A 21,711-nucleotide genomic window follows, 5' to 3' on the forward strand; every position below is an offset into this window, starting at 1 on the left:
CTTTCCTATCAGGCGGCTTCATTCTTGCATTGAATCCGTTCCACTGTCGCTTGGTATTCATTTTGAGGGTCAAAAATAAAGATGTATTCCCCCTCTGCTTCGGGTGTAAAGCGGAGGTTATCGCCTTCGAGCCATTCGCCGTCACGGACAAATTTATATTCGACCGTTTCTCCAGCTGTCAATTCAATCGGCTCACTTTTCCAGAGGGCATCCTGTATATCGAAGGTCAGCATGTTGGCATCACTGGACCAGTCGAACGGGGCAGAACCACGCAAGACGACCTTGTTGTATTTCTTTTCTTCTGAAGGAGCCTCATAGCGCAGCTTCCCTTTGACATCATAAATGGCAACAGAGCGTGCTTCGCTTGTCATCTCAAGCTTGCCATTATGACTCTTCAGTTTTTCTTTTTCAAGAAGGGAAGTGAGCTGTACTTTGTTCGGTGTCTGTTGATTGTAAAGGTCAATGATATCCAGCTTCCGTTCCTCTTCGCCGAGATTCATGACGACAAGCACTTTGTCCTGCGGCACGGAACGTTCAAACACAAGGACTTCATCATCAGAGTAGATGATGTTGAAATCACCATGCGTTAAGGCCGGTTGGTCATTTCTTGCATGTATCAACGTCTTGTAATGGGAGAGAATCTCCTCGTTCTGTTTTTCTTCCTCCCAAATCATCCTCTCACGGTAATAGCGGTCTTTCCACTCCTCCACACTGTTATGATCAGCGCTTTGGGACAAGCCGACCTCATCTCCATAGTAGATGATTGGTGCGCCAGGTAACGTAAACTGAAGAGCAGCCGCGTTTTTCAATGTGTCTTCGTTCCCATCCGCTTCGAACAAAAAGCGCGGCATGTCGTGACTGTCTAAGAAGGTGGCCGCAACGAATTCATCCCCATAAGTCCCGAAGGTCTCTTCGAGAGAGGACGCTAGTGCGTTTACTGAACCATTTTGAATGAAGGCATTCGTTATCGCGGAATGCGTCTCGAAATCGATCGCTCCATCCAATTTCCCTTTGTACGAAGAAATGGTATCCAGATTGTCCCACACTTCTCCGAAGATGAAGGCATCTTCATCGAGCGATTTCACTTTATGACGGAAATCAACCCAGAAGCTTTGGCTTGGACCTTTGGCATAATCCAGGCGGAACCCGTCAACACCGATTTCATTCATCCAGAACGGAACGACTTCATCAAGCATATAGGCGCGCGTTTCCGGGTTGTCGTTGTTCAACTCAGGCAGCTCTTGGATGCCGTAAAACGTTTCATATTCATTCGGGTAATTCGTAAATGTGTACCAATCATAGTAAGGACTGTCCGTCCCTTTTTCTAAAGCATCCTGGAAAAAGTCGTGCTGATCGGATGTGTGGTTTGGCACAAGATCATAAACGACTTTCATATTACGGTTGTGCGCTTCAGCGACAAGTTCCTTCATAAGCTGGTTGCTGCCAAAGCGAGGATCGATGTTCATAAAGTCTGTCGGATGATACCCGTGAGAGTATTGGCCTTCATAAATCGGTGAGATCCAAAGGGTATTCACACCAAGGTCCTCAATATAATCCATTTTTTCAAGGACACCTTGAAGGTCGCCGCCCATCCAGCCTTTCAACTGTTCATCGTAGGGCTGTTCAGGGTTTACAGACGTATTGTTCTTTGTACTTCCATCACGGAAACGATCAACGAAGACTTGATAAATGACCGCTTCTTTCGCCCATTCCGGAGATTCATAGGTGTCTACATAATAAGCGAACTCTGTAGCTTCATCAGAACTCAACACATTGTTATCGGCAAATTGAGACCCGTCACTGTTGGAGTTCCAAACATCGAGTTTATATTTGACGCGGGTTTCTTTTTTCTGAGAAGGAATAACACCTTCCATGATGGATGTTTTCAATCCATCGGCATTCTCAGATGTATCCGTTATTTTCAAAGGAACGGTCTTTCCATTAAAAGCTTCTCCTCGTTTTCCATCAGGAGTGGTACCGTCCGTCGTGTAATAAATGGCTCCTTTGTCGATCGGCCCAAAGTGCTGGACTTCGACTTTTGAGGTTACATCATCACGATGATCCGGAACGTATGGGGAATGGTTATAATCGTGGGTGACTGACTGGGCGACAGGGACTTTCTTCCACTGGGTGACCGTGTCCTCTATGGTATCGCCGGATGTGGTTAATGTTACTGTGCGAGGTTCGTCGAGGTCTTCCTTATAAGACTCCCCGGCAAGGCTGTAAAAATAAGAAACTTCTTCGTCTGCTTTTCCTACCATTTTAGTCGTGTACGTATTTTCAGAGGTTTTCGTCATAGGCGCGGCTGTGTAATGAAAGTCATTTTTGCTTGAAGCGACTGTAGGTGTTACCCACTCAGGGGTTCCCTCAGGTACGGTTAGCTCAAGCTCCACACTGGCTTCGTAAGTATCAGCGAGACGGATGTCCACTTTGCGTTCGTCTTCCGGTTGAAAAGCAAAAGTGTACTCCGCATCTTGAGGAGCTGTGTATGTCAAATTCGCTCCAGGCATCCAATTTCCATCATAAACAAACTTGAACTCTGTCACTTTTCCACCTTCCAAAGGAATCGGCTCACTGAGCCAAACGCCCTCCTCGGCATTGTAAGTCAGAGGGTTGTTATCCGAACTCCAATCTAAGGTTTCAGCGTTTCCACGCAGAACAACATCATCGTACGTCTTTGCATCTGCATAGGTTAATGCAATCGGTTGCGCAAATGACAAAAATAAAAGCGCGATTCCAATCAGCCATATCCACCGTTTTTGAATCAAACGAATCCCATCCTTTCATATTTATAAGTGAAATCGATTTCATGATAAAGGAGTGGATATAGATTGTCTATAGGGCATAATAATTAAATGTCTGAAAAGAAAGAAAAGTCCCGCTTACTCTAAGAGCAAACGGAACCAGTAGACCCCTATTTTTACATATTCTCCGAATGTTTTCCTTTTCTCATTCTCCGTCAGTCCATCAGAAGGTTCAAAGGGAGAGGGGGAAAAGGAGTAGTCAAGCTGTATTTGGTTGCCGTATATGTCATCAAACGTCATCTTTGTACGCCTGGAATGGTAATCGCTTGTGACAACAAGGGCTGATTCAAAATCTTCTTCCTCCATAATATCTTTCGATAGGGTCGCATTTTCATATGTACTCGTGGCGGATGGCTCTTTAATAATTGCATCGTGAGGCACTCCTATACTCATGGCTTCCTCAGGTGTTGTTCCACTTTCCGTAGAATTCGTCAAAATCATATAATCTGCCACCCCTTCTTTGAAAAGCTCGGCCGCATGGTGGAGGCGTTCGCCACCTCCACTCAAAACAACGATCGCATCATATTCTGAAGAGGAGTCCAGGGAATCTTTAGCCATAAGAAATTCTGGTCCCAGCAGAAGAGGTGTCATCACTGCTGCTGATAGGAATAGAATGAATATTAGGAAGGACGTAAGGATGATCTTTTTCGTTTTCTTTATATGAGATGCCATAAAAAACCCCCAATTTTTGTATAACTCCATAATCTTGTATATATCTCTGGAGAAATTTATTAAACCTATTATTGTTTTACTTGTATAATCTTGTCGAATTTAGTAACATATATTGTAAAAGTTTTGTTTGAATTGTTTGTTAATTTATTGTAAAGTTTATTCAAAATACGAGGAAGAGAAAGGGTAGAGAGATATGATACAACCTGATGATCGCATTGCCACTCCAGGGCAAGTCGTAACTTTTGAGAGAAATGACATCATTTTCAAAGGAAGAGTCATTCCGAGTCAATGTCAGCAATCCGTTATTGTAGATTTGACGATTATGGATAACTTAGATGAAATCGATTTCGAGTATGATCGAACGGTTGTGGCTCATACCAATTATCGTATTATAGAAGAATAGCACAAATACCCTTTCCTATAAATGGGAAGGGTATTATTTTTGGGTAATTTTTTTGGTTAAATATTCCTCTATAATTAATAATTACTAGTCCCATATGCTGTTTCGGGCATACGGATTTACAGATATATTAGTAGAAGGAAAAGAAATTGCGTACGATTGATGAGAGGGTGTAGTCATTTGCCGCAATTAACCAAACTATTATTAGAGCATAAAGAATTGACATTAAGTGCACGTTACAGTGTGCGTATCGATCGAACGATTGTGATTGAACCTTTGAGACAGTTGACGGAAGATACGTTTAGAAATGTACTGAACCAGCAGAAAAGTGTACATAAGATTGCCATTATGAACGCAGATAGTGCATCTATAGAAAAGTATGAAGGACCATTTCGATTCTGCCGGATGAATGGCATCCTCATTTTTAAACCAATGGCATGAAAAAAGGACTTCCTCTAATGGAAGTCCTTTTTTTGACTCAATTGAAAGAGTCATCATAGGTATCGTTCTCAGCTTCAGGAACGGGTAGATCTAATGATTTCTTCAACTCGCGTTTCGTTTCTTCAAGACTTTCTTCATCGGGGACAAAATAATACAATCCGTCATTCAGACGTTTATTTTCACCGTCTATTTCCGAAGTCTCAACGGAAGTACGATCGGAAGAGAAGGCTTTTCTTAAACTGAGCATCTCACCTGGGGTTAGGTTTGTGCTTACGTTTTCCCCTATGACATCTTTCATTTCGCCTACTTTAAATAGCGTGCCTGGAGATAAAGCTTCATTAATACCGGCCTTGATAAACTGTCTTTGCCTTTCATCTCTCGTATAGGATACGGCTACATCCCGCTTTCTCATCCTTACAAAGGCGAGTGCTTCCTCCCCGTCCATTTTCATTGGACCTTCTTCAAATTCGATCTTTTTATAGTAATCTATACTGCTTCGCTCCCAGAAACCTTCTTTGACATCTACCGTCACTCCACCGAGGAGGTCGACAATTTCAATGAAACCCTCAAAGTTGACGGTGGCATATTTATCAATAGGGATCTCTAACAAATCCTCAACGGTTTCTACGGTCAATTTTTCTGCACCGTATCCTGTCACTTCACCTAATGTGTAAGCCGCGTTGATTTTGTGAGAACCGGCATATTTTTGGCGTACTTTTGAAGCAGGGATATCAACGAGCGTGTCCCTCGGGATGCTCGTCATCGTCATTTTATTTGTGTCAGGATCAAGGGTTAATACAATTTGGGTATCTGCGCGACCGGCTTTTCCATCTGTGGAATAATCCTCTACGCCCATCAAAAGGATGGATATCGGATCTTCCTGGGCATCGACCGCTTCTTCTCGTAGATCTGATTTATCTCCTCGATCCAGACCTTCATAGGCAGCGGTGTACACTTGGGTCACGTAGTAAAAGCCTCCGCCAGCCATTAAGGTTATTAAAAACAATAGAGCCGCAATCAGACGTATCTTCTTCTTCTTTTTACGTCTGCGCACTCGTATGATTCTTTTCGTCAAAATAGAACACCTCAATTTCTAACCTCTCGCTTATCTATTTTACCACAGTTGGAAACATCCGATAGATACGCATCTTTTGTCGGATAATTTGTAAAACAGCTGTTATAAATAGTCGTTTTTTCACGTGTCATTGGGAACATTTACATTTTTTTACGGAAAACAAATATAAAATCTATTCTGAATTTTATATACTAGACCTGATTGATATTAAAGACAAAGGGGATGCCTTGTGAAAAAATTATTTCATTTGTTGTTAATCGTATCATTAGTTTTCAGCTATGCTGTTATACCTACTTCTTCAGCTAAAGCTGAAGGAATGGACGACCTGATTATTTCTGAATATGTGGAAGGTTCGGGTTTTAACAAAGCCTTGGAGATTTACAATGGTACCGGGGAAGAGGTTGATCTATCCGCGTACACATTGGAGTTGTATTCCAATGGTAGTGTGGAACCTTCTCGAACGGAATCTCTTACTGGGACACTGGCTTCAGGAGATGTGTATGTAGTGTCTGATAGTCAGGCTGGCGGAGAAATTCAGTCTGTTACAGACCTGACCAGCAGTGTGACAAGCTTTAATGGGGATGATGTCTTAGTTTTAAAAAATGATAATGACGTCACTGACAGCATTGGACAGGTGGGCGGTAGTGATACTTTTGGTAAAGATGTCACCCTCGTAAGGCAGTCGGAAGTGATGACTGGCGACCAGGACCCTACGGATGCCTTTCAGGTTAGTGAAGAATGGGATACGTACGCTAAAGATACATTCGATTATCTTGGAAGCTACGAAGTAACTGAGGAAGAAGAAGTCGAGTTACAGACGATAGCAGAAGCGCGTGCTATGGAGACCAGAGCAACTGTACGCGTGGAAGGAATCGCAACCGCAGCTTTTGAAGCAGGTGGACAGACGAACCTTTACATACAAGATGAAACAGCTGGCATCATCGTCCGTGCCCCCGGCCTCAATATCGAGGTGGGTGACCGTGTAGTAGCTCAAGGCGAAAACAGCGATTATTATGGAATGGCTCAAATTCAAACTTCTTCCGGACATGTGGAAGTTGTAGAAAGTTCAGCAGGAGTTCCTGATGCTCAAGAAGTCAACAGCTCTGCTTTCGCCGGCTCCGATGGAGAATCAATCGAAGGAGAGTTTGTACAGGTAAATCATGTAGAAGTCATCGACAAAAATGAATTTGGTGATTTTACTGTTCAAGATGAACAAGGGACTTTCGTGGTTCAACCTCAAAACGAAGACTTGCTAAGCGTTGGGGATACGTTTGAACAATTAAAAGGCGTGGTGGACTACAACTACGGGGAGTATAAGCTGCTTCCTCGTTCACCATCTGATTTGATTGAAAAAGTATTTGCTGTAACCGCCAATCCTGATTCAGGATCAGTCGTGCAGGGAACAGAAGTTACGTTGAATACGGCAGAACCAGACGCCACTATTCATTATACATTAGATGGCTCTGAGCCGACTGCCGAAAGTACGGAGTATGAATCACCGATTTTGATTTCGGAAGATACCGTCGTTCATGCTGTGGTTGTCCGTGCAAACGGCGAAACGAGTGAGGTCGCTTCCTTTGAATACGAAGCATTAAAAGCATTGGATGACATTGAGATCCATGATCTTCAGGGAGCCGCTCACACGTCTCCATATGAAGGACAAAACGTTGAAGGTGTTGAAGGAGTAGTTACGAAGCTTGATGGAAACAACGGGTTCTATGTTCAATCATTGAATCCTGATGAAGATCTGGCTACATCCGAAGGAATTTATGTGTATAAGCGTTCCTCTGGAGTAGAGACCGGTGATGTCGTATCTGTGAACGGAAAAGTGAACGAATGGCGTGAAGATGGTTATTCTGATGCAGCCGATCTATTAACGACACAAATCAGCGCCAGTGAGGTTACGGTTCTCTCTTCTGGTCAGTCTTTACCTGATCCTGTTGTCATTGGTGTGGACCGTGAACAACCGACAAAAGTGATTGAAGATGATGGACTGGAATCCTTCGATCCAACTCAGGATGGTCTTGATTTTTATGAAAGTCTTGAAGGGATGCTTATTGAGCTGCCAGAACCTAAGGTCACGGGCCCTGTTAAATATGATGAGCTGCCTGTTTATGTAGAAACAAGTAAGGATCAGGATTTCACAAGAGCCGGAGGTTTGTTGATTTCACCGGAAGACTATAATCCTGAACGGATGCTTGTTGACGTAGATGGATTGGATGTACAGGCGAAGACGGGAGATTATTTCGAACAATCGATTACGGGTGTTGTCAGTTATGACTACAGCAATTACAAAATCCGTGTCACTGGTGACCTTCCTGAACTTCAAGATGGGGGCACAGAGAGGCAGTCCACGAAGCGTAAAAACTGGAAGCGGAAATTGACAGTAGCTACTTATAACATGGAAAACTTCCATGCAGGTACTGATCCTGAAAAGGTCCAGCGAATTGCCGAGTCAATGGTTGAAAACTTGAATACTCCAGACGTTGTAGGGCTTGTAGAAGTTCAAGACAACACGGGTCCGACAGATGATGGAACGGTCGAAGCGGATGAGAGCTATCAAACATTGATTGATGCGATTGTAGAAGCGGGCGGTCCGGAATATGAATTCACAGACATTGCACCACTTGATAAGACAGATGGTGGGCAGCCAGGCGGAAACATCCGCGTCGGTTTCATTTATAATCCTGATCGTGTCACGTTGACAGAAAAGCCGACTGGAGATGCTACAACGGCTGTGGATGTGAATGAAGACGGATTGACGATGAACCCTGGACGCATTGATCCGACGAACGAAGCCTTTGACGATTCCAGAAAATCGCTGGCTGCCGAATTCGAGTTCAACGGTGAGAAAGTGGTTGTCGTTGCGAACCACTTCAACTCCAAGGGCGGCGATGATGGGTTGTTCGGTGCCAATCAACCGGTCGTCCTTGGAAGTGAAGTGCAGCGTTTGAAGCAAGCAGAAGTAATCAATGATTTTGTAGAAAAAGTAGAAGAACGTATGGATCATTCAAACGTTGTGGTTCTAGGTGACCTGAATGACTTCGAATTTTCAGCACCTGTTGAGACCCTGAAAGGGGACGACCTCACGAATATGATGGAAAAGCTTCCGGAAGAAGAACGGTACACGTACATCTACCAAGGAAATTCTCAAGTGCTGGATCATATCCTTGTCAGTAATCACCTGGCCAAGCGTACGAAAGTGGAAACCGTCAACATTAATGCTGACTTTTCTGAAGCGGATGGTCGTGCGAGTGACCATGATCCTGTTCTTGCACAAATTCATTTGAAAAAGTCGAAGCCTTTTCTTCCTTTTTGGTTAAAAATATACTTGTATCATAAGTATAATTAACTAAAAATTCCCCGCTATTTCCAGCGGGGAATTTTTTAAATCTCTTCTTTTTCTAATATCAGATAGTTCATTTCTTTCCGGTCAATGCTGTTGTAACGTTTGGCGTTGAAAGCGTAGAAAGCAACACCCAATACGACCCAAATCAGGAGAGCAAGATAGGACTCTTTCCCGAGTGAAGCGGGGGAGAATGGGAGTAAAAGTAAAGCCAGGAACCCTACAGCACTAATCATTCCGATCAGCGAGAATAATTTCTTCCAAGGGGCAGCCGTACGTGATGAATCGGCATTGGTTTCTTTCCAAGCGAAGAACTTGTAAGCCGTTGCCGTACAAAAGAAGTAGGCGATGGCTACACCTGTGGAAGACATATCTACTACCCATAACAAGGCTTCTCTTCCAAACCATGGAGCAATCAGACAAATCAACATTGTGAAAAGGATTCCAACGTAAGGGGTATTGTATTTCGGATGCAATCTTCTGAACAAGTCTGGTAAAATCCTTGCTCTTCCCATCGCAAACGTCAGGCGGCTTGCGGATATGTAAAATCCATTCAGCCCTGTGAAAATCCCCATACAAACAGCTACAGCTATAATCCACACGCCTGCTCTGCCAAGGTAACTTTCAATAGCGTCTCCTGTGCCCCACACGGACTGGTTCTCCGATATGTTCAATAGAAGCTCCTGCCACGGCATCGTGCTTGCGGTAATGAGGATCATCGCACTATAGGCGAGCCCTGCAGCAAGCAGAGACCATATGATCAGTCCAAATGCTTTTTTCGCTTCGAATTTAAACTCCTCAGCTGCCTGAGGAATGTTATCAAAACCGACGTAAGCAAAAGGAGCAATCGCTAAAATCGTCAGTATGGAAGCGAGCGTCGATTGATCCGGGCGGAAAGCAGGTCGAATGTTTGCTATCTGCGGCCCCTCTGCAATGATGGCTCCGATCGCTAACAGCACAATTCCTGCAATTAAAATTAAACTGAAGACGAATTGAGTCTGTCCTGAAAAACTGGCTCCGCGAATGTTTAAAATAGCAAAGGCAATCAAAGCAAGGCTTGCGATCGCGATTTGAATGATGGACACTTCATAACCAGCTACCGTATAGAGGTTACCTGTCCGGACCAAGTCAGGGAATAAAAATTTCGTAAGTAATGCCAATGCTGATGCATTCAAAGCGACGATACAGATGTAGCCAAGCGTCAAAAACCATCCAGCCACAAATGCAAATTGTCTTCCGAATCCTATATAGGCATATGCGAATTCCCCTCCGGTGACCGGGAATTTTTCAATAAGGAATCCGTAACTGACCCCAATAATCATCATAAGAATAGCCCCAAGTAAAAGGCCGATCACTACGCCTAGAGGACCGGCCTGACTGATCCAGTCTGTCGGCAGAACAAAAGCCCCCCAGCCAATCGCTGATCCGAATGCGATGGCCCATACCCAATGGGGCTTCAGTGATCGTTCTAATTTTCTTCTCTCTCTCAAATCCATGACCTCCCTTTTTGAAAAAAGATTGTAAATTTTCATATATGTGTAAAATTTTCCAATCCAATCTGTTATGATGAGATAAGCTGTAAATGCCTGATGAATTTTGCATGATTATAGCGACTCTTGTCAATTTTTTCGCCTTATCAGTGGGTGGATTTTGGAGGAATTTAGCGTTTCTTTACATAGAAATGTTTCAAAAAGTGGGGGTTTGGCTAAAGAAAAGTAAATAAATCGTTACAATCAAAACCGAATTCTTGTGATATAATTTTTCACGGTTAATATGTAGCAAAACCGATGTAACTATACAGACAAATATGGAAATTATATATCAGCTTATGACCTCTGGGAGAGGACATAATAAACCTGAGGAGGATCTTTATGGAGTACAAGGCCTTGCTATTTTGCTTGATCGCTTCGATTTTAATTACACCCCTGGTCAAGAAAATAGCCGTGAAAATTGGTGCCACCGATCAACCGAATCACCGTAAAGTTCACAAAAATGTGATGCCGCGGTTAGGTGGCTTGGCGATCTATCTGAGCTTTGCTTTAGGAATTTTATTTTTCTTTCCAGAGAGCGATTATACGTGGCCGGTATTTATAGGGGCAACAATCATTATCATTACTGGTGTCCTTGATGATCTTAAAGAGTTATCTGCCAAAGTAAAACTGGGCGGACAATTATTGGCTACCTTGGTTGTTGTTTTAGGTGGCGTTCAAATTGATTTCATCAACCTGCCTTTTGGCGGTCAGATCGAATTTGGATATTTGAGCATTCCGATTACGATATTGTGGATCGTTGGAATCACAAATGCCATTAACTTGATTGATGGCCTTGATGGATTAGCGGCAGGGGTATCAGCGATTGCGTTGCTGACAATCTCTGGTATGGCAATTACCATGGGGAACGTTTTCGTCGTCTTTGCTGGATTAATGATGCTTGGAAGTACAATCGGATTCCTTGTTTATAACTTTTACCCGGCGAAGATTTTTATGGGAGATACAGGCGCGTTATTCTTAGGTTTCATGATCAGCGTGCTTGCCCTTCTTGGTTTTAAAAATGTCACATTGTTTTCTTTCATCATTCCGGTCATTATATTGGGTGTACCTATTTCTGATACTTTGTTTGCGATTGTGAGACGAGTGATTCACCGAAAACCGTTATCAGCTCCTGATAAATCACACTTGCATCATTGCTTACTGAATTTAGGTTACAGCCATCCTGAATCTGTCCTGATGATTTATGCAGTCAGTGCCTTGTTCAGCCTGGCAGCCGTTATTTTCTCACAAGCGACGATGTATGGTGCGGTCATTGTACTTGCCATGTTGGTGTTGATGATCGAGATGATCGTTGAAATGACAGGATTAATCGGCAAAGATTACAAACCGATCTTGAATATGATTAAGGGTCCAAAAGAAAAATAAGAAAAACGGCTTCCTATTGGAGGCCGTTTTTTCTTTACATGGATTCTTCCATTTCGTCCGGTTGGCTTGTGGTAGAGGATGGATCATCAGATGCAAGAGGATTTCCTAAGCCAAGGTGATTCTTTAATTCGTTACTGGTGTTTTGTATATCTTCCTGTGCTACTTGATAATACCATCCTTTATCTGTAAATCCGCCTTCTCCTTCAAGCTGCATTTTCTCGAAAGTGAAGCCTTCTTTTTGAAGGAAGTAATCTTTGAAGGTGATGATTTCGTCAAACGTTAAGTTTGTACTCATGTTTTCACTGACCGATGACAGTATATCATCGAAATTATTTAAGCCACGGGTTGAAGCTGTTTCACGGAAAATTTGTTGAATAATCTCCATCTGTCTCTCTCCACGCGCCAAGTCACTATCGTATTTACGGGTTCTCGCTAAAGCCAGAGCTTCTTCTCCGTTCAACGTTTGTTGTCCTTCCTCAAGCTCAATGGCACCTGCGAGGTCAGAGCTGTTTTGTTCCGTAATTGGAAAAGGTACGTCATAGGTAATCCCGCCAATAGAGTCAACAATCTCTACGAAAGACTGGAAGTTCAAACGCACATAATAATCGACAGGCACGTCAAGCATCCGCTCCACCGTTTGGACTGTAGCATCAATTCCACCGAAAGCGTGGGCATGAGCGATTTTATCCTCGTAGCCGACTTCCGGGATGTACGTCAATGAATCGCGGGGGATGTTCAGCATTTTGATGGATTTATCATTGTCGTTGAAGGTGGCCAGAACGAGGGCGTCCGAGCGTGATGCATTTTCAGACCGTGCCTCACTATCATCAATTCCTACAAAAAGAACCGATGTGTGGTCTTTGGCTGGATTTACAACTTCCACACGCTTTTCTGATTTGTCTCCCCGGTCAAGTTCCTGGTGGGATTCCGATGCTGTTTCTTTCACTTGATCGGTAAGATAGACGGCATAGCCGGTGGCAGCGCCAACGCCGATTAACACGATGAAAGCCACGGACCACATGAAAATGGCAAGCTTGCTGTGTTTCATGTTGATGTGAGCTCCTTTACTCAGGTGTGACATCAAATTCCACGTAGGAAGCGTCTCCTCTTTCAATTGTGGCTTGACCACTAGTCAAGTCAGTCATCCAATGTTCGAATTCTTCTTCAAGACCGCTTTCTACATATACTATTAATTCCACATTCTCCAAGTAATTAATCGTCTCCAATGTGTAGGTTGAATTTCTTACTGCATTTTCTACTTTACCGAGCAGGTGGTATTCAATTTTCACTTTCATCTCCTGCATCAATTGGCGCTTCACAACACCCGTCGTATCAATTGCAGCTGATGTTGTTGATCCATAGGCACGAATCAGTCCTCCAGCTCCAAGCTTAACTCCCCCAAAGTAACGGGTGACGACGACAGCCGTGTCCTTAAGGCCTCTTTTTTTCAAAACTTCAAGCATCGGAACGCCAGCTGTGCCGCTCGGTTCTCCATCATCGTTCGCTTTTTGTATAAGGTCATTTTCTCCGATCATGTAGGCGGAGCAGTTGTGGGTAGCATCATGGTGCTTCTTTTTTATTTGTGCGATAAAGTCCTGGGCTTCCTCTTCGGTTTCGCAGCGTTTGACGTAGCCGATGAAGCGGGACTTCTGGATCGTCACTTCTTCTGATCCTTCTGGTTTTACGGTATAATAGCTTTCTAACATGGTCTGAAAAACCTCCTAAGGTTTTATTATATCGATGGGTAAAAAATTCGGCAAACGCTTGAATTTCCTGTTCATTATTTTACATTTTTACTGAAAAACACCCCCACAAATGGACATGGGACTTACGAATGAGTATGTGAATATTGATGGAGGGACTTATGATGAGTGTACAAAAAACTGGGGATATCGCCCTTGACCATATCATTGATGAAATGGTTGATACGGTGACCAATAGCAAGGATGAAATTTTCCAGATTGGTGAAGAATCCCGCAATGAATTTGAAAAGTTGAACAGTGAACTAGCTGACACCAAAAAGCAGGTCATCTCCCTTATTGATGAAGGGGACAAGCTTGAACAGAAAGTCCGTTTTTCAAGGGTGCGCTTATCAGAAGTCAGCAAACAGTTCCAGACGTATTCAGAAGAAGAAATCCGTAAAGTGTATGAACAAACACACGGCCTTCAAATGGAGTTATCCATGAAGCGTGAAAAGGAAAAACAGCTCCGTGAAAGAAGGGATGACCTGGAAAGACGACTCCGGAATTTAGAAGAAACCATCGGGCGTGCAGAAGCCCTTGGTGGGAAGATTTCTATCGTATTGAACTACCTCACAGAGGATTTCAAACATGTCAGTGATGCTTTAGAAGATGCTAAGGAAAAGCAGGAGTTCGGCTTACAGATCATCGAAGCTCAAGAAGAAGAGCGACGTCGGCTATCAAGAGAGATCCATGATGGTCCTGCACAAATGCTCGCAAACGTCATGCTGCGGTCGGACCTCGTTGACCGCACCTACCGTGAGCGTGGTGTGGAAGAGGCGATGCAGGAAGTGAAAAGCGTAAGAGCGCTCGTACGGTCAGCATTATACGAAGTGAGAAGGATCATTTACGATCTGCGTCCGATGGCTCTTGATGACCTTGGACTTATTCCTACACTGAAGAAGTACTTAGCGACCATCGAAGATTACAATAAAAGCATTCACATTTCTTTTGCTTCGTTCGGAAAAGAACGGCGTTTAGACACAAAATACGAAGTTGCTCTTTTCCGCCTGGTACAGGAAGCCGTCCAAAATGCGGTTAAACATGCGGATCCGAAAGAAATTAAAGTGAAAGTTGAGCTGAAGTCGAACGCTGTCATGATCGTCGTTAAGGATGATGGAAAAGGCTTCGACACGACTCAAAAGAAAGAGAAATCCTTCGGTTTGGTCGGAATGAGGGAGCGCGTCGATATGTTAGACGGCGAACTTAATATCGACTCAAGTGTAGGAGAAGGGACAATTGTCACGATTCATTTACCAATAAATTGATATTGCAACGAAAAACTATGTAAATGGACTTGAATCGTTTATAATAGGGAATAGGATTAGGGTAGATTCACATTTCTAAAAAATAGAGAAATAATAATAGAGAGATAGAGATAGGTTAGGGGAACAAAATCCCATTCTATGTATGAGAAACAGGAGGAAATGACCATGACGACCAGAATAGTCCTAATTGATGATCATAAATTATTTCGTGAAGGTGTAAAGAGAATTTTGGATTTTGAATCAAGCTTTGAAGTTGTAGCTGAAGGTGATGATGGGGATACAGCGGTTAACCTGATCGAAGAGCATATGCCGGATGTTGTCCTGATGGATATCAACATGCCGAGCATGAACGGAGTCGAAGCGACAGCTGAAATTACGAAACGTTATCCAGAAATGAAAGTGATCATTCTTTCTATTCACGATGATGAGAACTATGTAACACACGCCCTCAAGACAGGAGCGCAGGGTTACCTTCTTAAAGAAATGGACTCAGATGCCTTGATTGATGCGATTAAAGTTGTAGGTGCCGGTGGTTCTTACCTGCATCCGAAAGTCACGCACAACTTAGTGGCTGAATATCGTCGTCTGGCCGATAGCAAAGGTGGCAGTGCATATCGCACGATCGAATATCGTAAGCCATTGCACCTTCTGACACGTCGTGAATGTGAAGTGCTGCAACTGTTGGCGGACGGAAACAGCAACCGTGGTGTAGCAGAAGCTCTTTATATCAGCGAAAAGACTGTAAAGAACCACGTGAGTAACATCCTGCAGAAAATGAACGTTAACGACCGTACCCAAGCGGTAGTCACAGCAATCAAAAACGGCTGGGTCGAAGTCATCTAAATAAAATATTCTTAAAGAGTAGGGCTGTTTTTTTAAGGTGCAGAAATGTATACCTGAAAAAACAGCCCTTTTTGGTGTGTGTGGATTTGGAGTTGAACAGGGGGCGAACTGCAGTTCATTTGGAATTATTTGGTGTACCAGGTCATCCAGAATCTGGATGACCTGGTACACCAAATATAGACATGCGGACAACTGTTTTCGTATTAGTTGGTGCATTGTGGGTGGGGTTCATGTAAAATAGATAGAGAGAATATCGGAAATTATTTTACATATATTCATAGAAAAACGATAAAGAAAACAAGGAGTTGGATCGGATGAAAACAGCGGTAATCACAGACAGCACAGCTTACCTTCCGAGAAATGTACGTAAAGCCAACAACATACATATGGTTCCGTTGAACGTAATTTTTGGTCATGAATCCTATCAGGAAGAAGTAGATATCAACGCAGATGACTTTTACGATATGGTGAAAGAGGGCGGAGAACTTCCGAAAACTTCTCAGCCCTCGATCGGCATTATGACTCAGAAGCTCGAGGAGCTCTCTCAGGACTATGATGCGGTCATTTCAATTCATTTATCCAGCGGCATCAGTGGGACTTACCAAGCGATGGTTACCGCAGGCGAAATGGTCGAAGAGATCGATGTTCACGTGTTTGATTCAGAAATCAGCTGTCACATGCAGGGCTTTTATGCACTGGAAGCTGCTGAATTGGCGGACAACGGGGCAACGCCTGATCAAATCATCAGTCGACTCAATGAAATGAAAGAATCAATGAGCGCATACTTCATGGTCGATGATCTCAGCCACCTGCAAAGAGGCGGTCGATTGAATGGTGCTCAGGCCTTTGTCGGAAGTCTTCTGCAGGTGAAGCCTGTTCTTCATTTTGTGGATACTAAAATCGTACCTTTCGAAAAAATCCGTACACGGAAAAAAGCGATCAAGAAGATTGTTTCCCTTTTTGAAGAAAAGGTGCAGGAAGGCGGAACGTACAAAGCCTGCCTGATTCATGCCAATCGACCGGAAGAAGCGGCAGAGTTGAAAAAAGAACTGGAAGAAAAACATGATAACGTCGAGGTCGTCCTCAGTTACTTCGGTCCTGTTATCGGTACTCACCTCGGTGAAGGGGCTATGGGCCTTGGATGGTATCGCCAGTCCTAAATAGAAAAGAGCCTGTTTGTGAGACTCAAACAGGCTCTACTTTTCTATAGGATGGTGGTTGCATGTTCAAAACGGTTAAGAAATACCTTCGAAAAGACTTCTCCTGGATTCCTCATGAAAATCCCACTCATAACTACGCTACTCTTGCCGGAAAACTCCTTCTGCGTCACGAAATCCCTTATGAAGATGAAAAAGTAGATCAGCTCATAGCTCATTCTATTCTGAGAAAAGTAACCAGCATTGAGTCCTATCCCTGGGGCCATCGCTGCAGACGTTGCGGAAACAAGAAATCCTACCTTTTTGCGAAAATGCCCCACGCGACATGTGGTCAAACCTGTGTATATTGTCGTTCCTGCATTCAAATGGGCAGAGTGATTGAATGTGAACCGTTATATTATGGAAGTTCTGATTTTGAGTGGAACGCCCATGAACACCCCTGCCAATGGGAAGGGGAATTGACGGTACATCAACAAAAAGCGGCAGATGAACTTGTGGCACTCGTTCGAACTGGTAGTGGTGAAAAACTAGTGTGGGCGGTTTGTGGAGCTGGAAAGACAGAACTTCTTTTTCCTGCTCTTACGGAAGCACTGGAAAAGGGGAAGCGCATATGTCTTGCAACGCCTAGAACGGATGTTGTGAGAGAGCTGCTCCCTCGCTTGCAAAAGTCATTTCCTGATGTGAAGATCCAAGCTCTATACGGAGATAGTCCGGATAAAGCTGCTGATGCTCCTTTTATAATAGCGACTACTCATCAGCTCCTGCGGTTTGCGCATACCTTCGATGTCATGATCATCGATGAAGTCGATGCCTTCCCTTTTCATAACGATCCATCACTCCATTATGCCAGTGAACGAGCGGCCAAGCCCCAAGCCGCTATCATCTATTTGACGGCCACACCAAGGAAGAAGCAGAAGCGGAGGATTCGTTCCAAAGACCTTCCCGTCGTTTTCATCCCTCAACGTTTCCATGGCCATCCTCTACCCGTGCCTCAACTGAAGCTCGCTCCTACCCTTCATCGTTATTTACAAAAAGGAGAACTCCCACTAAAAATTGTTCAACAAATTGTCCATCAGCAACAGACCCCGAGGCAGCTGCTTCTTTTTCTTCCCTCGATAAAAATGGCTGAACAAATCGCTGACTACTTAAAAGAACGGAACTATGAGGTGCAATCCGTTCATGCGGAAGACAGTCAGCGGGCAGAGAAGATCCAGTCATTCAGAAAAAAAGAATACCGTGTACTCATCACAACAACGATTTTAGAACGGGGAGTGACGTTTCCTTCAGTCGATGTTTTTGTCATTGACGCAGGGCACGTTGTTTTCGATGAGGCAGCGCTCGTTCAGATCGCAGGAAGAGCGGGGAGAAGTAACGACGATCCTACCGGAGATGTCATCTTTTATCATATAGGGAAAACGGATGAAATGCTGGATGCTGTGGAGTCGATCCGCTATATGAACAAACTGGGACGGAAGCTATGAGGTGTCTCATCTGTCAGATTGAAACCATTCCTGATGTCACGTGGGGGACGTTTTGGAAGCCTCCTGTTCAGAAAAAGATATGCCAGGAGTGTGAGGAACAAATGGATAAAATAGGACCCCCTTTTTGCCCTCGATGTCATCGTCCCGGGCATGAAGGAGTGTGCCGCGACTGTGAAATATGGGAGAAAACAAACCCTGGTCTATTAGAAAGAAATGTTGCTGCTTTTCCATACATTGCGTTCAATAAAGACCTTGTGGCACGCTGGAAATATAGAGGAGACTATGCGGTGTTGGATGCTTACAAGGAACACCTGCAAAACGTGTGGTTATCTTCAGGGCTTGAAGGGAAGCTTGTTATAAGTGTCCCTCTCAGTAGCAGGCGTCTTCAAGAACGTGGATTCAACCAATCAGAAGCCATCATCCACGTGTTGGAGGAAGTACCTCTCTTTATATTTGAACGGTCGCATAGTGAGAAACAGTCGAAAAGAGGACGGAAAGACCGCATGCAATCAGAGAACCCATTTCGTCTTTCGAATCCAGTTACAGATCCTGTCGTCATTGTGGATGATATTTACACGACAGGAAGAACGGTCCGCCATATGGCTTCGTTACTGAAGGAACAAGGGTGTCCCTCTGTGTCTTCTTTTACTATTTTCCGCTGAATGGGCGATAGGACTTTTGAATCTCTCTTCTTGTGCCGATATAATAGATAAATAGAGAACATGGAGGACGATGAAGATGGGGGAATTAGCGAATTGCTCACGTTGTAACGGACTTTTCTTGAAAGGGTCGAGCACCGTTTGCCCTGAGTGTAGGAAGCAGGAAGAAAAGGACTTTCAAACGGTCTACGCCTTTTTAAGAAGAAAACAAAACCGGACAGCAACAGTAGATGAAATTGAGGCAGAGACAGGGGTTTCTGAACGGCAGATCCGTAAGTTTGTCAAAGAGAAACGCCTTCACCCTGCTCACTTTCCAAATGTGAGCTATTCATGTGAGAAGTGTGGAGCGTCCATCAGAGAAGACCGTTTATGCAAGGCCTGTAAAGAATCGATTCAGAAAGGGCTCGATGTGCAAGAACGTAATGAATCTTTGGAAGCTAGAAAAGAAGAGAAGGAACGTGAAAAAGCAAACAGGACTTATTATTCATGGTGAAATGAATCTTAAGCATGATTTATATCTTCATGAGCCTTGTCGATATAAGGAGTAATAGACAATCGGAAGGAAATGAGGTGGCAGAATTGAAAATCAACGGCCCGAATCAGACGAACTTAAATCCATATCAAAAGCAGATGAATAAACAGGCAAACCCTGGACCGAAAAAGCAAATGACCGATAAAATCGAGATTTCTGAGACCGCCAAACAGATGCAGGAATCCGGGAAGAGTGATTCTGTACGAAAAAAACTGGTTGACCAAGTGAAATCAGATGTACAGCAAGGAAATTACCAGGTGGACGCCAAGGCGACCGCTAAAAAGATGCTTGATTTTTGGTCGAAGTAATTATAGAGGAGAATCATCATGACGATCGATCCGGTCATCAATCATATGAAACAGCTTCAGCAGTTACATGAGAGTCTTTTGTCTTTGTCCAAAAATAAGACTGAGGCATTAAAAACGAACGATGTAACAGGAATTCAACAGCTGTTGATTCAAGAAAAGAAGCATGTGCAGGCGATTGAAAAAATCGAAAAACAAAGGGAGCATTCTGTGACTCAGTGGGCATCGGACAAAGGGATCCCTCCACGTGAGCGGACTGTATCCGAACTTATTGAAATTCTTGATGGAGAGGAAAAAGAGAGGCTTCAGGACGCGTACGAAGCTCTCATCCTCGTGTTAGCTGACTTGAAGCAACAGGAAAAGTTGAACACAGAACTGACACAGCAATCGCTGCAGTTCATCAACATGTCGCTCGACCTTCTTCAACCATCGATTCAGACTGTGAATTATGGAGGGAAAGAGGCAAACAACGATAGCACAGCTAAACGTTCCATCTTCGATTCAAAAGCATAAAGCAGAGGAGTAACCATCATGGGATCAACGTTTCACGGATTGGAAGTAGCGAAGCGCGGGCTTTTCACTCAACAATCCGCTTTATATACGACAGGACATAACATTGCCAATGCGAATACAGAAGGATACACAAGGCAGCGCGTCAATTTTGAACAAACAGGGCCCTATCCACCTGCTTCAAGGAACCGCCCGGAAATACCCGGACAGGTCGGAAGTGGGGTGGAAGCGGGTTCGATTGAACGGGTAAGAGTCGGGTTCCTGGATCAGCAGTATCGTGGCGAAAGCAGCAAATCCGGCTACTATGACACTCGCTCTAATGCTTTAGGAAGGTTAGAGAGTGTCATGAATGAACCTTCTGAAGATGGTCTTGCGCGAACGATGGATCGTTTTTGGCAATCTTTACAAGACTTGTCTGTTAATCCGGAAGACTCTGGTGCGCGCTCTGTCGTACGTCAACGTGGGCAAGCTGTAGCAGAAACATTCAACTACCTATCAAACACAATTCAATCGATGCAGAAAGACGTCAAAACAGAGGTTGGTGTTACAGAAAAAGAGATCAATTCATTGGCGAACCAAATCAATAACATTAATCAGCAAATCGCTGAAGTGGAACCACACGGCATGGTTCCGAACGATTTGTATGATGAACGTGATCGATTGGTCGATCAATTATCACAGCATGTGAATATTGAAGTGAAATACGAAGATACACCATCCTCCGCTGATCCACTGGCAATGGGTAAGGCGAGTATTTCGATTGTAGGTAATAATGGGCAGCCACTGGAGCCACCGGCCAAGCTTGTGGATGGAGCAGTGAATGAAGTGAACACCCTAAAAGTCAATTATGAAGAGGGGGAAGTTCACGCAAGCAGTATCCAAGTCGGGGACAGTACTTCCTATACGATAGAAGACTTTTCTTCCAAAGGTAAATTGAAAGGTTTGCTTGATTCCGGGGGATATATGGAAGGTGATGAGAAAAAAGGAAGCTATTCGCAAATGCTCTCGGATCTGGATCGGATGGCGACAGGATTTGCCCGTGAGTTCAACAATGTCCATAAACAAGGTGAATCTTTAAATAGTATCAAAAATGGGGATGAGGTTCCTAACTTTTACAATATTGATATGGAAGCAGAAGGAGTCATCGAAGGTGTAGCAGGTACCATTGGTTTGACTGATGAAATTTTAGCAGATGGTGATCATATTGCTGCAGCTGTCTCAGATCAAGCTGGGGATGGAGAAAATGCTTCGAATTTAGCGGATGTCCAAAGTGAACCGAATGCAGTTTTTGGTGAAGAAACTTCTATGGACAGCTTTTATGAATCGATGATTGGTACGATGGCTGTAGAGACACAGGAAGCGGAACGGATGTCAAGGAATGCAGGAACGCTCAAAAGCTCTGTAGATGAACAAAGGCAATCAGTCAGTTCTGTGTCATTGGATGAAGAAATGTCGAACATGATCAAGTTCCAACATGCTTATAATGCCGCAGCCAGGAATATTACCGTCGTCGATGAGATGCTTGAACGGGTCATTAATCAGATGGGCCGAGTAGGAAGGTAGG

At 43.8% G+C, this 21,711-nt stretch carries 19 protein-coding genes; 13 read left to right on the forward strand and 6 right to left on the reverse strand.

All coding sequences use genetic code 11. The features are described from left to right. Positions 1–8: 8 nt before the first annotated feature. Both ACQ4XT_RS09170 and ACQ4XT_RS09175 read right to left on the reverse strand, forming a co-directional pair. On the reverse strand, positions 9–2,768 hold the full coding sequence (locus tag ACQ4XT_RS09170; RefSeq protein WP_446853423.1) for an alpha-amylase family glycosyl hydrolase: 2,760 nt from the start codon (positions 2,766–2,768) through the stop codon (positions 9–11). 114 nt (positions 2,769–2,882) lie between these two features. Continuing rightward, positions 2,883–3,476, reverse strand: coding sequence for a YdcF family protein (locus ACQ4XT_RS09175; RefSeq protein WP_446853424.1), 594 nt, complete (start codon positions 3,474–3,476; stop codon positions 2,883–2,885). A gap of 193 nt (positions 3,477–3,669) precedes the next feature. Here ACQ4XT_RS09175 and ACQ4XT_RS09180 point away from each other — a divergent pair, with 193 nt between their 5' ends. Both ACQ4XT_RS09180 and ACQ4XT_RS09185 read left to right on the forward strand, forming a co-directional pair. Next, positions 3,670–3,879 carry a YkvS family protein gene (locus ACQ4XT_RS09180; RefSeq protein WP_446853425.1) on the forward strand — a complete coding sequence of 70 codons (210 nt, stop codon included), beginning with the start codon at positions 3,670–3,672 and terminating at the stop codon, positions 3,877–3,879. Between the two features lie 177 nt (positions 3,880–4,056). Beyond that, on the forward strand, positions 4,057–4,317 hold the full coding sequence (locus tag ACQ4XT_RS09185; RefSeq protein ID WP_446853426.1) for a hypothetical protein: 261 nt from the start codon (positions 4,057–4,059) through the stop codon (positions 4,315–4,317). Positions 4,318–4,354: 37 nt separating this feature from the next. Here the strand turns inward: ACQ4XT_RS09185 and ACQ4XT_RS09190 are convergent, their stop codons facing one another. Further along, positions 4,355–5,392 (reverse strand): LCP family protein, encoded by a 1,038-nt coding sequence (locus ACQ4XT_RS09190; protein WP_446853427.1) that lies wholly within the window; start codon positions 5,390–5,392, stop codon positions 4,355–4,357. A gap of 229 nt (positions 5,393–5,621) precedes the next feature. Between ACQ4XT_RS09190 and ACQ4XT_RS09195 the strand changes: the two genes are divergently transcribed. After that, positions 5,622–8,744 (forward strand): DUF8508 domain-containing protein, encoded by a 3,123-nt coding sequence (locus ACQ4XT_RS09195; protein ID WP_446853428.1) that lies wholly within the window; start codon positions 5,622–5,624, stop codon positions 8,742–8,744. A 35-nt stretch (positions 8,745–8,779) separates the two neighbouring features. On the opposite strand, the gene ACQ4XT_RS09200 is transcribed toward ACQ4XT_RS09195, so the two are convergent. Next, positions 8,780–10,234, reverse strand: a complete 1,455-nt coding sequence (locus ACQ4XT_RS09200) for an APC family permease (RefSeq protein WP_446853429.1) — start codon at positions 10,232–10,234, stop codon at positions 8,780–8,782. 375 nt (positions 10,235–10,609) lie between these two features. Between ACQ4XT_RS09200 and ACQ4XT_RS09205 the strand changes: the two genes are divergently transcribed. Then, complete coding sequence (locus tag ACQ4XT_RS09205) at positions 10,610–11,653, forward strand: glycosyltransferase family 4 protein (RefSeq protein ID WP_226592086.1); 1,044 nt, start codon at positions 10,610–10,612, stop codon at positions 11,651–11,653. A 34-nt stretch (positions 11,654–11,687) separates the two neighbouring features. Here the strand turns inward: ACQ4XT_RS09205 and ACQ4XT_RS09210 are convergent, their stop codons facing one another. Beyond that, the gene (locus ACQ4XT_RS09210; protein ID WP_446853430.1) at positions 11,688–12,701 is read right to left on the reverse strand and encodes an LCP family protein; all 1,014 of its coding nucleotides are present in this window, start codon (positions 12,699–12,701) and stop codon (positions 11,688–11,690) included. Between the two features lie 16 nt (positions 12,702–12,717). After that, the gene (locus tag ACQ4XT_RS09215) at positions 12,718–13,359 is read right to left on the reverse strand and encodes a YigZ family protein (protein ID WP_446853431.1); all 642 of its coding nucleotides are present in this window, start codon (positions 13,357–13,359) and stop codon (positions 12,718–12,720) included. 161 nt (positions 13,360–13,520) lie between these two features. On the opposite strand from ACQ4XT_RS09215, the gene ACQ4XT_RS09220 reads away from it, so the two are divergent. From ACQ4XT_RS09220 to flgK, 9 genes are all read left to right on the forward strand, one after another. Next, positions 13,521–14,660 (forward strand): sensor histidine kinase, encoded by a 1,140-nt coding sequence (locus ACQ4XT_RS09220; RefSeq protein ID WP_446853432.1) that lies wholly within the window; start codon positions 13,521–13,523, stop codon positions 14,658–14,660. Between the two features lie 165 nt (positions 14,661–14,825). Continuing rightward, complete coding sequence (locus tag ACQ4XT_RS09225; protein WP_446853433.1) at positions 14,826–15,503, forward strand: response regulator; 678 nt, start codon at positions 14,826–14,828, stop codon at positions 15,501–15,503. Positions 15,504–15,817: 314 nt separating this feature from the next. Further along, positions 15,818–16,663 (forward strand): fatty acid kinase binding subunit FakB, encoded by an 846-nt coding sequence (gene fakB / locus ACQ4XT_RS09230; protein ID WP_446853434.1) that lies wholly within the window; start codon positions 15,818–15,820, stop codon positions 16,661–16,663. A gap of 62 nt (positions 16,664–16,725) precedes the next feature. Then, a complete protein-coding gene (locus tag ACQ4XT_RS09235) occupies positions 16,726–18,141 on the forward strand; it encodes an ATP-dependent helicase ComFA (RefSeq protein ID WP_446853435.1) in 1,416 nt (471 codons plus the stop codon). Positions 18,142–18,242: 101 nt separating this feature from the next. Beyond that, on the forward strand, positions 18,243–18,803 hold the full coding sequence (locus ACQ4XT_RS09240; protein ID WP_446853436.1) for a ComF family protein: 561 nt from the start codon (positions 18,243–18,245) through the stop codon (positions 18,801–18,803). Positions 18,804–18,879: 76 nt separating this feature from the next. Next, positions 18,880–19,293 carry a TIGR03826 family flagellar region protein gene (locus tag ACQ4XT_RS09245; RefSeq protein WP_446853437.1) on the forward strand — a complete coding sequence of 138 codons (414 nt, stop codon included), beginning with the start codon at positions 18,880–18,882 and terminating at the stop codon, positions 19,291–19,293. Between the two features lie 14 nt (positions 19,294–19,307). Further along, positions 19,308–19,640: a flagellar biosynthesis anti-sigma factor FlgM gene (gene flgM / locus ACQ4XT_RS09250; protein ID WP_446853438.1), complete on the forward strand. Its 333-nt coding sequence runs from the start codon at positions 19,308–19,310 to the stop codon at positions 19,638–19,640. An 18-nt stretch (positions 19,641–19,658) separates the two neighbouring features. Next, positions 19,659–20,150 carry a flagellar protein FlgN gene (locus ACQ4XT_RS09255; RefSeq protein ID WP_446853439.1) on the forward strand — a complete coding sequence of 164 codons (492 nt, stop codon included), beginning with the start codon at positions 19,659–19,661 and terminating at the stop codon, positions 20,148–20,150. Between the two features lie 18 nt (positions 20,151–20,168). Further along, complete coding sequence (gene flgK, locus ACQ4XT_RS09260; RefSeq protein ID WP_446853440.1) at positions 20,169–21,710, forward strand: flagellar hook-associated protein FlgK; 1,542 nt, start codon at positions 20,169–20,171, stop codon at positions 21,708–21,710. Position 21,711: the final 1 nt, after the last annotated feature.

The sequence above is a fragment of the Halobacillus sp. 12SKB genome (assembly GCF_052941655.1).

Bases quoted from the DNA above. Each gene is read 5' to 3' on its own strand.
- fakB (WP_446853434.1), top strand. From the start codon at position 15,818: ATGAAAACAGCGGTAATCACAGACAGCACAGCTTACCTTCCGAGAAAT.
- ACQ4XT_RS09255 (WP_446853439.1), top strand. From the start codon at position 19,659: ATGACGATCGATCCGGTCATCAATCATATGAAACAGCTTCAGCAGTTA.
- ACQ4XT_RS09235 (WP_446853435.1), top strand. From the start codon at position 16,726: ATGTTCAAAACGGTTAAGAAATACCTTCGAAAAGACTTCTCCTGGATT.
- ACQ4XT_RS09210 (WP_446853430.1), bottom strand. From the start codon at position 12,701: ATGAAACACAGCAAGCTTGCCATTTTCATGTGGTCCGTGGCTTTCATC.
- ACQ4XT_RS09205 (WP_226592086.1), top strand. From the start codon at position 10,610: ATGGAGTACAAGGCCTTGCTATTTTGCTTGATCGCTTCGATTTTAATT.
- ACQ4XT_RS09225 (WP_446853433.1), top strand. From the start codon at position 14,826: ATGACGACCAGAATAGTCCTAATTGATGATCATAAATTATTTCGTGAA.
- ACQ4XT_RS09245 (WP_446853437.1), top strand. From the start codon at position 18,880: ATGGGGGAATTAGCGAATTGCTCACGTTGTAACGGACTTTTCTTGAAA.
- flgM (WP_446853438.1), top strand. From the start codon at position 19,308: ATGATTTATATCTTCATGAGCCTTGTCGATATAAGGAGTAATAGACAA.
- ACQ4XT_RS09200 (WP_446853429.1), bottom strand. From the start codon at position 10,234: ATGGATTTGAGAGAGAGAAGAAAATTAGAACGATCACTGAAGCCCCAT.
- ACQ4XT_RS09180 (WP_446853425.1), top strand. From the start codon at position 3,670: ATGATACAACCTGATGATCGCATTGCCACTCCAGGGCAAGTCGTAACT.
- ACQ4XT_RS09240 (WP_446853436.1), top strand. From the start codon at position 18,243: ATGGATAAAATAGGACCCCCTTTTTGCCCTCGATGTCATCGTCCCGGG.
- ACQ4XT_RS09215 (WP_446853431.1), bottom strand. From the start codon at position 13,359: ATGTTAGAAAGCTATTATACCGTAAAACCAGAAGGATCAGAAGAAGTG.
- flgK (WP_446853440.1), top strand. From the start codon at position 20,169: ATGGGATCAACGTTTCACGGATTGGAAGTAGCGAAGCGCGGGCTTTTC.
- ACQ4XT_RS09220 (WP_446853432.1), top strand. From the start codon at position 13,521: ATGAGTGTACAAAAAACTGGGGATATCGCCCTTGACCATATCATTGAT.
- ACQ4XT_RS09175 (WP_446853424.1), bottom strand. From the start codon at position 3,476: ATGGCATCTCATATAAAGAAAACGAAAAAGATCATCCTTACGTCCTTC.